Here is a 12577-nt window from a genome sequence, read left to right on the forward strand (position 1 = left end):
TGGGCGGATGCCTCGGTCAGGCGCCGGGGCGGTCGGTGATCATGTTGGTGATGCGGATCGTCGAGCAACGGCGACCCTGATCGTCGGTCACCGCGATCTCGTGCACCGTGATCGAGCGGCCGAGGTGCACGGGCGTGCAGACGCCCGTGACGATGCCGCTCGTGGCCGAGCGGGTGTGCGTCGCGTTGATGTCGACACCGACCGCGAGGCGGTCGGGCCCGGCGTGCAGGTTCGCCGCCATCGAGCCGAGCGACTCGCCGAGCACGACGTACGCACCGCCGTGCAGGAGCCCGACGGGCTGCGTGTTCCCCTCGACCGGCATGGTGGCCACCGAGCGCTCGATCGAGAATTCCGTGAACTCGATGCCCATCTTCTCGGCGAGAGCGCCCATCCCGCGGCGCCGTGCCCAGTCGAGACCGTCGGATGCCAGGGCGGGGGAATCTGAGCTCATCGTTCACCTTCGAGATCGAGCGGCGGGAGTGTCCGGACCCCTGACTACGCTGGTGGGGTGACGGACTCGGAAAAGCCTACCCTTCTCGTCGTCGACGGCCACTCGCTGGCCTACCGCGCGTTCTTCGCGCTGCCCGTCGACAACTTCTCCACGAAGGACGGGCAGCACACCAACGGCATCTACGGGTTCCTGTCGATGTTCGTGAACCTCGTCAAGGCCGAGCAGCCGACGCATCTGGCGGTCGCGTTCGACACCTCGCGGCACTCCTTCCGCACCGACGAGTACCCCGAGTACAAGGCGACCCGGTCGGAGTCCCCCGCCGAGTTCAAGGGTCAGATCCCTCTGCTGCAGGATGCCCTGGCGGCGATGAACGTCCCCGTGCTGACCAAGGAGGGGATCGAGGCCGACGACATCCTCGCGACGCTCGCGACCGAGGGCGCGGCGGCGGGCTACGACGTCCTCGTCTGCTCGGGCGACCGCGACACGATCCAGCTCGTCACCGACGACGTGACCCTGCTGTACCCGAGCGTGCAGGGCGTGTCGCAGCTCAAGCGATACACCCCCGACGCCGTGGTCGAGAAGTACGGCCTGCCGCCGGCGAACTATCCCGACATCGCGGCTCTCGTCGGCGAGACGAGCGACAACCTCCCCGGGGTCCCGAAAGTCGGCGAGAAGACCGCGGTCAAGTGGCTCACGCAGTGGGGCAGCCTCGACGCTCTGCTCGAGAACGCCGATAAGATCACCGGGGTCGTGGGCGGCAACCTGCGCGAGCACCTCGACGACGTGCGCCGCAACCGCTCGCTCAACGCGCTGCTGCGCGACGTCGAGCTCCCGGTCGGGCTCGACGACCTCGCGGTGCAGCCGATCGACGCGCAGGGTGTGCGCGACATCTTCGCGCGGCTCGAGTTCCGCACACTGCTGCCGCGCGTGTTCGACGCGATGGGCGGAGGGGACGACGAGGCATCCTCGGCCGCGCCCGCCGTGGCCGCTCCCGCCCCCGCGCAGCTCGATCCGCAGGCTCTGGCCGACTGGGTGGCGGCGCGAGAGGGCGAGCTCGCCCTGACCGTGACGATCGACGGCGGGCTGCCGCGCCGCATCGGCGTGGCGGGGTCGGATGCCGCTGTCGAGGCGGACTGGAGCGACGGGCTCGCCGCGGCGCTACGCGGGTGGCTCGAGTCCGACGCGCCCAAGGTCCTCACCGACGCGAAGCCTCAGGTGAAGGCCCTCAGCCGGTCGGGCATCGCGCTCGGGGGCCTCGCGTTCGACCCCATCCTCGCCGGCTGGCTGCAGCGACCGAGCTTTCCAGACAAGACGCTCGGCGACCTCGTCGAGCGATACCTCGACGAGAAGCTGCCCGAGGCCGATCCGCGCCAGCTCGTGCCCGAGACCGAGGGCGCGACACCCGGTCAGCTGGGCTGGTACGCCCTGCGCGTGACCGAGCGGATCCGCGAAGAGATGCCCGCGTCGGTCGCCGCAGTGCTCACCGACATCGAGCTGCCGACTCTCGGCGCGCTGGCCGATATGGAGCTCGCCGGGGTCGCCGTCTCGCACGAGAAGCTCTCCGGGTTCTCGGCCGAGCTCGCGGCGCGCGCCGACGACATCGCCCAGCGCGCGTACGCCGAGATCGACCGCGAGGTGAACCTCGGCTCGCCCAAGCAGCTGCAAGAGGTGCTGTTCGAGCAGCTTCAGCTGCCGAAGACGCGCAAGACCAAGACCGGGTACTCGACGGATGCCGCGGTGCTCGCCGATCTGCAGGAATCGAACCCGCACCCCTTCCTCGATCTGCTGCTGCAGCATCGCGAGGCGACGAAGCTCCGCCAGATCATCGAGTCGCTCGACGTCGCGATCGGACCCGACGGGCGCGCGCACACGACGTATCTGCAGACGGGCAGCCAGACGGGGCGACTCTCGAGCACCGACCCGAACCTGCAGAACATCCCGATCCGCAACGAGGAGTCGCACCGCATCCGCGCCGCGTTCGAGGTCGGCGACGGATACGAGACGCTGCTCACGGCCGACTATTCGCAGATCGAGATGCGCATCATGGCGCATCTCTCGGGCGACGCGGGGCTCATCGAGGCGTTCAACTCGGGCGAGGACCTGCACCGCTTCGTCGGCGCGCGCGTATTCGGTGTCGCCCCCGCCGATGTCACGCCCGCGATGCGCACGAAGGTGAAGGCGATGAGCTACGGCCTCGTCTACGGGCTCAGCGCGTTCGGGCTGTCCAAGCAGCTGCGGATCGACCAGTCCGAGGCGAAGCTGCTGATGACCGAGTACTTCGCCCGGTTCGGCGCGGTGCGCGACTATCTGCGCGAGTCGGTCGCTCAGGCGCGCGTCGACGGATACACCGAGACGATCTTCGGCCGCCGCCGGCCGTTCCCCGACCTCGCCAGCCCCAACCGCGTGCTCCGCGAGAACGCCGAGCGGGCGGCGCTCAACGCCCCGATCCAGGGGAGCGCGGCCGACATCATGAAGCTCGGCCTCCTGCACATCCATGACCAGCTCATTACCGACGGGCTGCGCTCGCGCGTGCTGCTGCAGATCCACGACGAGCTCGTCGTCGAGGTGGCGCCGGGGGAGTGGGACGCGGTGGAGGCGATCGTGCGACAGCGCATGGGCGACGCCGCCGAGCTGTCCGTGCCGCTTGACGTGCAGATCGGGCGCGGCGCGAACTGGGACGTCGCCGGGCACTGACCGGCGCGACCCGGCGCGACCGGCATCCACCCGGCGCGACGGGCACCGGCATCCACTGACACGCGGTGGCGCCCGGCGTGGGATTAGGCTCGAAGGATGACCGACGCACAGTCCACTCCGCGTACCCCCACGGCCATCGATCAGATCGCCGAGGCGTGGGTCGACGACATCGCCGAGATGCTGCCGACCGTCGCGACCTACATCGGCCGCTTCGAGCACAACGGACGCCTCGAAGACCTCTCGCCCGCGGGGCACGAGGCCCGCAACCGTGCCGCTCAGGCGACGCTCGCCGCTCTCGAGGCGGCGGAGCCCGTCGACGAGGTCGACGTCGTCACGAAGGCCGACCTGGCGGGCGATCTGCGCCTCTCGCTCGAGCTGTACGAGGCCGGCGCGCACCTGCGCGACCTCAACGTGATCGCCTCGCCGCCGCAGGACCTCCGGAGCGTGTTCGACCTCATGCCGACCGACACGGTCGAGGACTGGACGCTGATCTCCGATCGGCTGCGTGCCGTACCCGCCGCGCTCGACGGCTACGTGCAGACCCTCCGCGCGGGCATCGAGGCGGGCGTCGTGCCGGCTCGCCGACAGGTGCGCGAGGTCGTCACCCAGATCGCGCGCTACACGGCCGACAACGGATTCTTCGCCTCGTTCGCGCACGAGGCGGCGCCCGCCGAGGGGCACCTGCCGGCCTCGCTCGCACGCGCCGTCGCCGAGCACGCCGGTGCCGCGCGCGTCGCGTACGACGAGCTGGCCGACTTCCTGCGCGACGAACTGGCACCGGTGGCATCCGAGCACGATGCCGTCGGTCGGGAGCTCTACGCGCTGCACTCGCGCCGCTTCCTCGGCGCGGAGATCGACCTCGACGAGACGTACGAGTGGGGTGTCGCGGAGCTCGCCCGCATGGTCGCCGAGCAGGAGTCGATCGCGAACGAGATCCTCCCCGGTGCGACCGTGGAGGAGGCCGTCGCGTTCCTCGAGCAGGACCCGGAGCGCAAGCTCCACGGCACCGACGCGCTGCAGAAGTGGATGCAGGAGACCAGCGACCGGGCCGTCGCCGAGCTCGGTGAGAGCCACTTCGACATCCCCGAGCCGATCCGCACCCTCGAGTGCATGATCGCGCCGACCAACGAGGGTGGCATCTACTACACAGGCCCCACCGACGACTTCTCCCGCCCGGGCCGGATGTGGTGGTCGGTGCCCGAGGGCGTCGACTCGTTCGACACGTGGCGCGAACTGACCACGGTCTACCACGAGGGCGTGCCGGGCCATCACCTGCAGATCGCGCAGGCGGTCTACAACCGCGCCGAGCTCAACTCGTGGCGGCGGCTGCTCGCCGGATCGAGCGGGCACGCCGAGGGCTGGGCGCTCTACGCCGAGCGGCTGATGGAGCAGCTCGGCTACCTCGACGACCCGGCCGACCGGCTCGGCATGCTCGACGGTCAGCGCATGCGCGCCGCCCGCGTCGTGCTCGACATCGGCGTGCACCTCGGCAAGCCGCGCCTCGACGGCGAAGGGGTGTGGGATGCCGACTACGCGCACGAGTTCATGCGCCGGAACGTCAACATGCCCGACGAGTTCATCCAGTTCGAGGTGAACCGCTACCTCGGCTGGCCGGGCCAGGCTCCCTCGTACAAGGTCGGCCAGCGCATCTGGGAGCAGATCCGCGACGAGACCGCCGAACGCGAGGGCGACGACTTCGACATCAAGCGGTTCCACATGCGCGCCCTGCGTCTGGGCGGCGTCGGACTCGACACCCTCCGCCTCGCGCTCGCGAACTGAATCGGCTCAGCACGCGGGCCGGTCATCTGCGTCCGGTGCGATCGTGCGGAGGTGCACACGTGCGGTCGGACGTTGACGGGTTCTCCGTCGCCGTCCGACCGCAGAGGTCTCATCCTCCTGTGTGCGAGGTGCACGCCAGCTCCGTCAAGACCCCTCGTCTGGCCAGCGGGTCATTCCGAAGCGGCTCCACCGAGGCCACCCACCGGCGTTGGCGACTCTCGCGGTTTGTGCGACGTTCCTCGTGACAGAGATGATGGCGCGTCACTCGCTGGGTCATGAGGAGGCCCGAGCCGCGACCGCGACGAGCGCTCCGCGTCGGTCGCCGCTCGCCCGCATCACGGCCGCCGGGAATGCGGCATCCGCTCTCGTGGTTCACATTCACATGCATGAAGTAGCACTCGGTCTCGACACGTTCGGCGACATCACGATCCGCCCCGACGGCACGCGTTCCACTGACGCGCAGACGATCCGCGACATCGTCGACGAGGCGGTGCGCGCCGACGAGGTCGGACTGTCGTTCTTCGGGGTGGGGGAGCACCACCGTCACGAGTTCGCGGTGTCGAGCCCGGAGCTCGTGCTCGCGGCCGCCGCCGCGCGGACCGAGAAGATCCACCTCGGCACCGCCGTGACGGTGCTCTCGAGCGACGACCCCGTGCGCGTGTACGAGCGGTTCGCGACCCTCGACGCGATCTCTGACGGGCGCGCCGAGGTGATCCTCGGGCGCGGCTCGTTCATCGAGTCGTTCCCGCTGTTCGGCTACGACCTCGCCGACTACGAGGTGCTCTTCGAGGAGAAGCTCGACCTCTTCTCACGCCTCCGCGACGAGAAGCCCGTCACCTGGCAGGGCGCCACGCGCGCCGCGCTCGAGAACGCCGACGTCTACCCGAAGACCGCGAACGGCATCACCGCGTGGGTCGGGGTCGGCGGATCGCCCGAGTCGGTCGTGCGCACCGCCCGATACGGGTACGGACTCATGCTCGCGATCATCGGCGGCTCCGCCGAGCGCTTCCGGCCGTATGTCGACCTGTACCACCGCTCGCTCGACTCGTTTGGGCGGGATCGCCTGCCCATCGGCATCCATTCGCCCGGGCACATCGCCGACACCGACGCGCAGGCGTGGGAGGAGCTCTACCCAGCGATGGAGGCGAACCGCAACGCGATCGGCGCCGGGCGCGGCTGGCCGCCGTACAGCCGGCTGCAGTTCCAGCACGACATCGGCCCCGAGGGCGCCCTGTACGCCGGGTCGCCGGAGACGGTCGCCCGCAAGATCGCCGCGACGGTCAAGACGCTCGGCGCCGACCGCTTCGACCTGAAGTACGCCAACGGCACGCTCGATCACGGCAAGCTGCTGCACTCCATCGAGCTGTACGGCGAGGTCGTGGCCCCGATGGTGCACGATCTGCTCGCGCGCGGCTGAGTAGCATGCATCCATGACGGATGCCTCCCCCCGCACCACGCCGACGGTCGCCGGGCGCCTCGACGCACTGCCCTTCACGCGGGCGCACCTGAAGGTGCTGACCGGCTCCGGGCTCGGCTGGGCGCTGGATGCCATGGACGTCGGCCTGGTCTCGTTCGTGCTCGCGGCGCTCATCGCCGAGTGGTCGCTGACGGGGGAGCAGGCGTCGTGGATCGCGTCGGCCGGGTTCGTCGGCATGGCGATCGGTGCGACTCTCGGTGGATTGCTCGCCGACCGGTTCGGGAGACGATCGGTGTTCGCGGTGACGCTGCTCATCTACGGACTCGCGACCGGCGCGAGCGCCCTCGTCGGCGGGCTCGCCGCCCTCATCGCACTGCGCGTGATCGTGGGGCTCGGCCTCGGAGCCGAACTGCCGGTGGCGAGCACGTACGTCAGCGAGTTCGCGCCGGCACGGATGCGCGGCCGGCTGATCGTCATCCTCGAGGCGTTCTGGGCGGTGGGGTGGACGGCGGCCGCGCTCATCGGATACCTCGTGATCCCGAACCTCGCCGACGGCTGGCGGTGGGCGTTCGCGCTCGGGGCGCTCCCCGCGGCCTACGCGCTGGTGGTGCGCTGGGGCCTGCCCGAGTCGGCGCGCTGGCTCGAGCGCCAGGGTCGGCACGACGAGGCGGAAGCGGTCGTGGAGCGGTTCGAGACGGCGGCGCCGCTCGGCACGTCGCGGCGTCGCCGGCCGCAGCGGTCTGTGGAGCCGGTGGCCCAAGCCGCGCGGGCCGCCACGCCGGTCCGGCTGTCGGCCGGCGAGCGGTTGCGGACGCTCTGGGCGCCGGAGTTCCGCGTGCGCACCGCAGCGCTCTGGATCGTCTGGTTCTGCGTCAACTTCGCCTACTACGGCGCGTTCATCTGGATCCCGTCGATCCTGTTCGCGCAGGGCTACGACCTCGTCAAGTCGTTCGGGTTCACCCTGCTGATCACCCTGGCCCAGCTTCCCGGGTACGCCGTGGCCGCCTGGCTCATCGAGGTGTGGGGCCGGCGCACGACACTGTCGGTGTTCCTCGTCGGCTCGGCGATCGCCGCGGTGCTGTTCGGCACGGCGACGGGGGAGGGGGCGATCATCGCGACCGGCATGGCGCTGTCCTTCTTCAACCTCGGCGCGTGGGGCGCGCTCTACGCCGTGACGCCCGAGAACTACCCGACGTCGCTCCGCGCGACGGGATCGGGGTGGGCCGCGGGGGTCGGCCGCATCGCGTCGATCGTCGCACCGCTGACGGTGCCGGTGCTTCTCGGCCTCGGCGGCGCGCCGCTCCTGTTCACCGTGTTCGGCGCCTTCTTCGTGATCGCCGCCGCGGCGGCCTGGGGGCTCGCCGACCGGCGCGGCGCCGCGCTCGACGATCGCTGAGCGCGGCGCCCCGGACCTCGACAGCATCCCGCCCGGCGACACCGTCGCCGGGCGCGGCGGTCGCCGAGCGGGGTGGGAGGCGTGCGCGGGGTGACGCTGCTGCGCGCGTAGGCTCGTCGGGTGGCATCCGTTCGCTTCGTCGCCATCGGCGACTCGTTCACCGAAGGCGTGGGCGATGAGCTCCCCGATGGCACCGTGCGGGGGTGGGCCGATCTCACCGCGCAGGGCTGGGCCGATTCGCGCGGCGACAGCATCGAATACGCCAACCTCGCGATCCGCGGCAAGCTCGTGTGGCCGATCGTCGCCCAGCAGCTCGAGCCCGCGCTCGCCCTGAAGCCCACGCACCTGTCGTTCAACGGCGGCGGCAACGACATGCTCCGCCCGCGCACCTCCATCTCCCACATCGCCGACGCGTTCAGCCAGGTGCTGCGCCGTTGCGATGAGGAGGGCGTGCAGCTGATCCTGCTGTCCGGCGCGAACCCGTCGGCGCAGCTGCCGCTCAGCCGGCTGATCCAGCGCCGCGGCGACCTCATGTCGGAGGCGGTCGTCGCGCGGATGGGCGGGCGGTCCGACGTCGTGCAGGCGCTGAACTGGCCGGATGCCGCGCTGTCGAGCCCCTCGTTCTGGTCGGAGGATCGGCTGCACATGAACAGCCGTGGCCACCACCGTGTCGCCGCTCGGGTGCTCGACGCGCTGGGGGAGACCGTGCCGGAGGGCTGGTGGGAGCTGCCCGAACGGGACGATACGGTACGGCTCGCGCGGGGCGACTACTTCCGCGAGCACCTCGGGCCGTGGGTCAAGCGGCGCCTCACCGGCACGTCGTCCGGCGATGGGCGCGCGGCGAAGTTCGGCGGCGAGTGGATCGAGGTCGCGCCGCGATCCACGTTGTGAGCATGCGGAGGGGGACGCTGTCAAGGGGGACGCACGATCTCGTGGCATCCACGATGATTGTGCGGTCCACCCCGGAACACCCACCGTCAGGAGCATCATCGTGAGTATCGGAGCCGGCATCGCCCTGTTCGTCATCGGAGCGATCCTCGTTTTCGCCATCAACGTCGACACGAGTCAGTTCATCGACCTCGACCTCGTCGGCTACATCCTGATGGGAGCGGGGGTCGTCGTCTTCCTCATCGGGCTCGTGTTCGTGTTCCGTCGCCGGTCGACCGAACAGGTGACGCGCACGGTCGACCCGGTCGCGGGGGAGCGGGTCACCCGCACCGAGGCCAGCAGCTCGGGCGACGGCGTCGTCTGATTAGTCGCGTGCTCGGGCTGGGCGGCCGCGGCGCGGTTCGTCGAGCCCGAGCAGCACGCGGGTCTTCCGGCGTTCGATCACGATGAACATCCAGCCGATGACCCAGAGCGGCACCTGCGTGAGGAACGCGAGCCGGAAGGCATCCAACCGGTAGGTGTCCGGCGTCCCGGCGCCCTGGAGGTCGAGCGCCAGGCCGATCATGAAGATCGCGATCAGCGCGGCGAGGAACCCGCCGACGTTCGTGATGCCGGTGGCGGTGCTGAGCCGATGCGCGGGATTGTGTGTGCGCGCGTGGTCGAAGGCGATCATCGACGCGGGCCCGCCCATCGCGAGAGCGAACGCGAGCACGTAGAGCAGCCACACCGGCGCGGCGCCTGGCCACGCGATGACGACGAGCCAGGCGAGCGCCTGCACAGCGATCGCCGGCAGGACGAGCGCGCGCGAACGCAGGTGGGGGATGCGGCGGGACAGCTCGCCCATCACCGGTCCGAGAGCCATGCCGAGTACGACATATGTCGACAGGACCGCCGCGGCCTGGGGTTTCGGCAGACCTTCGCCGGCCGTGAGGAACGGCATGCCCCAGAGCAGCACGAAGGCGGTGCCGGCGAACGGTGTCGTGAAGTGCGACCAGAACGCGAGACGCGTGCCGGGATGCGCCCAGGCGGCGCGGATGCCGACGCCCGTGTCCATCGACGAGCGGACGACCTTGATGGCGCCGGTGTCGGTGTCGACCGTGACGTCCGCGCCGATCTCCGGCGGATGATTGCGGATGAAGACGACCACGAGGATCGCGAACATCACGCACAGGCCGGCGATGCCGCCGAACGCGATCTCCCAGCTCGTGGCGTGGAGCAGGGATGCCAGGGGAGCGAGGGCCAGGAGCTGACCGGCCTGCCCGACGAGACCGGTGAGCTGGCTCATGAGCGGGCCGCGCTGCGCCGGGAACCACGTCGCGATGAGGCGCAGCACGCCGGGGAAGACGGCGGCGTCGCCGGCGCCGAGGAGCATCCGGGCGAAGATCGCCACGCCGACGCTGGGGGAGAAGGCGAGGGTCAGCTGGCCGACCGCCATCAGCAGCATGCCGATCGTCATGATCGGGCGTGCTCCGTAGCGGTCGAGGAGCAGCCCGATCGGGATCTGCATGCCGCCGTACACGGCGAGCTGCACGACGGCGAACATCGACAGCGTCGAGGCATCCGCACCGAACCGTTCCGCGGTGTCGACACCGACCGCGGAGAGGGAGCTGCGGTTGACGACGGCGAGCATGTACGCCGCGACCCCGACACCCCAGATGAACCAGCCGCGCCATCCCGGCCCGGTGGCGGCGGGCGGGCGGTGCAGGGTCACCCCGTCTACGCTACTCGCACGCGGGCGCCGCTCCGGACCGCGTCAGAGGGCGAGGACCCAGGTGAAGAAGTAGAGCAGGCCCGCCAGCACGACCGCGCAGATGATCACCATGGCCACGGTGCTCCAGCTGATTCGAAGCCGCTTCCGGAAGTCGAAGACGAGAGCGATGCACAGAAGCGTCACAAGAGGTCGTTGCGGGAGTGGCACTCGAGGGGGCATCCGGAGAGGCGAGCAGCGCTTCGCTCGTTCAAGCTGACATAATGTACATTATCGGCGTGAGTCCTGAATCGCTGAGTGGACTGATCATCAACCGATCTACTGGTCTGCGACTCCAGTCCACCGGAGCCAGCGTGCGTCGCTCACGGGCCACAACGAAGCAGTCGCCTCGAACCCCTCGCGAAGGTAGAAGCCTCGAACCCGTTCCAACCCCGACATCACGTAAGCGGCGCCCTTGTCGGATCCGTATGTAGCCGGCCAGCTCACGGTGCCGACATAACGCACGCCCGGGGCGTCATCCGGTCGAGCTGGACGGATCGTGATCACCATAGCCAGCAGACTATGGCGCGTCGTCGGAGTGCAGAGAAATGCCCGTCCCGCGACTGCAGCAGCTGGCCGGCGATCGCGTGCGGGTGCTCGCTCCTCGACGACCCCGCGGGTCAGAGCCTCGACCGCGTGCGAGCCATCCGCGACGAGATCCGGCGCCGCGTCGAGGCGCTGATCTCCGAACTCGAGTGACGCTTCTTGTGACGACAATCCCCCACATCGCCCCCTGTGAGCGCTAGCCTGAAAACACCTCCCTCGAAGGAGACTTTCAGAAAGGGCTTGTCATGACAGAACCCTCGATCGCAAAGACCGCCACCAACGGCATTCGGACCGCCCTCGGTATCAGCGGTGTCCTCTCGATCATCCTCGGTACCCTGATCCTCGTCTGGCCCGGCAAGACGATGATGGTCGTCACCGCGATCATCGCGATCTACGCGATCGCCGCGGGCCTCGTGTACGCGGGCCTCGGAATCTTCAGCGCCGGTAAGGACGGCTGGTCGCGCATCGGCCACATCCTCCTCGGCGTCCTGTTCGTCATCTCCGGCATCGTCGCGTTCATGAACCTCGGTGCGACGACCGCGTGGCTCGCGATCTTCCTCGGCATCCTTGTCGGCATCATGTGGATCGTCGAGGGCGTCGTGGCGCTGTCGACCCTGAGCGTGGCGCCGTCGAAGGGCTGGACCGTCTTCTTCGCGATCATCTCGATCCTCGCCGGCATCACCCTGCTCTTCTCGCCCCTGTGGGGAGCGGTTGTGCTGTGGTGGCTGCTAGGCGTCGCGGCGGTCGTCATGGGTGTGATCCAGGTCTTCCGCGCGTTCACGTTCGGCAAGTAGCACCTCTTTCACGACGAAGCGCCCCGGGCCGGTCGGCTCGGGGCGCTTCGTCGATGAGGGGATGCCGCTCAGCCGAACGAGCTCACATCTCCCACAAGTCGCGTGTTGTCGCTCGGAATGGGCTCGACAGCCGCGAGAGCCACCTCTGCCGCGAACTCCGACACGTTGTAGAGCTTTCCGGCCGACTCGCGACGGTCCGCGATCGCCCCCGGATTCGCACGCTCGAGCAACGTCGCGGTGATCGTGCCCTCGATCATGTCGCCCGAGACCACGACGAAGTCGATACCCTGCTCGGCAAGGCCCGGGATCCGCTCGCGCAGCGCATCCTCACCGGCACGCTTGGACAGCGCAACCGGCTCGTACTCCGGCATCGTCGGGGTCGTGCGGATGAAGTGGGCCTGGTGGCTCGTCACGAACACGACGCGCGAGCCGTCACCCATCAGCGGCACCGCGGCATCCAGCACATTCAGCTGCGCGTCGCGGTTCAGCACGAGCGCGTAGTCCTCGCCCATGCCGCTTTCCATGCCGCCCGAGGCGTTGAGCACCAGCAGATCCAAGCCCCCGAAGGCATCGCTGACCTGGCTCATCATGTCCGAGACAGATGCCGGGTCGGTCAGATCCGCGCCGACGACGAGCACCTCGACGCCGAGCTCACGCAACTGCGTGGCGAGCTTCTCGGCGCGCGGCGCCTTGTTGCGGAAGTTGATCACGACGTTGGCGCCCGCCTGCGCGAAATAAGTGGCGGTGTCGGCGCCGATACCGCGCGACGATCCGGTCACGAGGGCTGTCTTTCCGCTGAGAGAGCCGGCGGGGATGGGCTGTGTCATGGTGACTCCTGCAGTGCGTTTCGTGGCGTCGTCGGATG

The 12577-nt window shown here is 69.6% G+C and carries 12 protein-coding genes; 8 read left to right on the forward strand and 4 right to left on the reverse strand.

All coding sequences use genetic code 11. From position 1 onward, the window contains the following. Positions 1–16 precede the first annotated feature (16 nt). Positions 17–451, reverse strand: coding sequence for a hotdog fold thioesterase (locus LOK55_RS03530; protein WP_141379746.1), 435 nt, complete (start codon positions 449–451; stop codon positions 17–19). Between the two features lie 57 nt (positions 452–508). Here LOK55_RS03530 and polA point away from each other — a divergent pair, with 57 nt between their 5' ends. From polA to LOK55_RS03560, 6 genes are all read left to right on the forward strand, one after another. Further along, positions 509–3145, forward strand: coding sequence for a DNA polymerase I (polA, locus tag LOK55_RS03535; RefSeq protein WP_229934277.1), 2637 nt, complete (start codon positions 509–511; stop codon positions 3143–3145). Positions 3146–3241: 96 nt separating this feature from the next. Next, on the forward strand, positions 3242–4924 hold the full coding sequence (locus LOK55_RS03540) for a DUF885 domain-containing protein (RefSeq protein WP_229934278.1): 1683 nt from the start codon (positions 3242–3244) through the stop codon (positions 4922–4924). 382 nt (positions 4925–5306) lie between these two features. Further along, positions 5307–6341 carry an LLM class flavin-dependent oxidoreductase gene (locus tag LOK55_RS03545; protein WP_229934279.1) on the forward strand — a complete coding sequence of 345 codons (1035 nt, stop codon included), beginning with the start codon at positions 5307–5309 and terminating at the stop codon, positions 6339–6341. A gap of 13 nt (positions 6342–6354) precedes the next feature. Then, positions 6355–7737, forward strand: coding sequence for an MFS transporter (locus LOK55_RS03550; RefSeq protein ID WP_229934280.1), 1383 nt, complete (start codon positions 6355–6357; stop codon positions 7735–7737). Between the two features lie 120 nt (positions 7738–7857). After that, positions 7858–8628 carry an SGNH/GDSL hydrolase family protein gene (locus LOK55_RS03555; protein WP_196323204.1) on the forward strand — a complete coding sequence of 257 codons (771 nt, stop codon included), beginning with the start codon at positions 7858–7860 and terminating at the stop codon, positions 8626–8628. A 100-nt stretch (positions 8629–8728) separates the two neighbouring features. After that, the gene (locus LOK55_RS03560; RefSeq protein ID WP_196323205.1) at positions 8729–8989 is read left to right on the forward strand and encodes a DUF6458 family protein; all 261 of its coding nucleotides are present in this window, start codon (positions 8729–8731) and stop codon (positions 8987–8989) included. Here the strand turns inward: LOK55_RS03560 and LOK55_RS03565 are convergent, their stop codons facing one another. Next, on the reverse strand, positions 8990–10255 hold the full coding sequence (locus LOK55_RS03565) for a nitrate/nitrite transporter (protein WP_196323227.1): 1266 nt from the start codon (positions 10253–10255) through the stop codon (positions 8990–8992). A 123-nt stretch (positions 10256–10378) separates the two neighbouring features. Further along, positions 10379–10519, reverse strand: coding sequence for a hypothetical protein (locus tag LOK55_RS03570; RefSeq protein ID WP_229934281.1), 141 nt, complete (start codon positions 10517–10519; stop codon positions 10379–10381). 375 nt (positions 10520–10894) lie between these two features. Here LOK55_RS03570 and LOK55_RS14385 point away from each other — a divergent pair, with 375 nt between their 5' ends. Both LOK55_RS14385 and LOK55_RS03580 read left to right on the forward strand, forming a co-directional pair. Then, a complete protein-coding gene (locus LOK55_RS14385; protein ID WP_374107613.1) occupies positions 10895–11071 on the forward strand; it encodes a hypothetical protein in 177 nt (58 codons plus the stop codon). A 92-nt stretch (positions 11072–11163) separates the two neighbouring features. After that, positions 11164–11712: an HdeD family acid-resistance protein gene (locus LOK55_RS03580; protein WP_229934282.1), complete on the forward strand. Its 549-nt coding sequence runs from the start codon at positions 11164–11166 to the stop codon at positions 11710–11712. A 68-nt stretch (positions 11713–11780) separates the two neighbouring features. Here the strand turns inward: LOK55_RS03580 and LOK55_RS03585 are convergent, their stop codons facing one another. Then, positions 11781–12539, reverse strand: a complete 759-nt coding sequence (locus LOK55_RS03585) for an SDR family oxidoreductase (protein WP_229934283.1) — start codon at positions 12537–12539, stop codon at positions 11781–11783. Between the last annotated feature and the right edge of the window lie 38 nt (positions 12540–12577).

The organism is Microbacterium sp. F2E (genome assembly GCF_020905435.1).
GTDB lineage: Bacteria > Actinomycetota > Actinomycetes > Actinomycetales > Microbacteriaceae > Microbacterium > Microbacterium lacticum.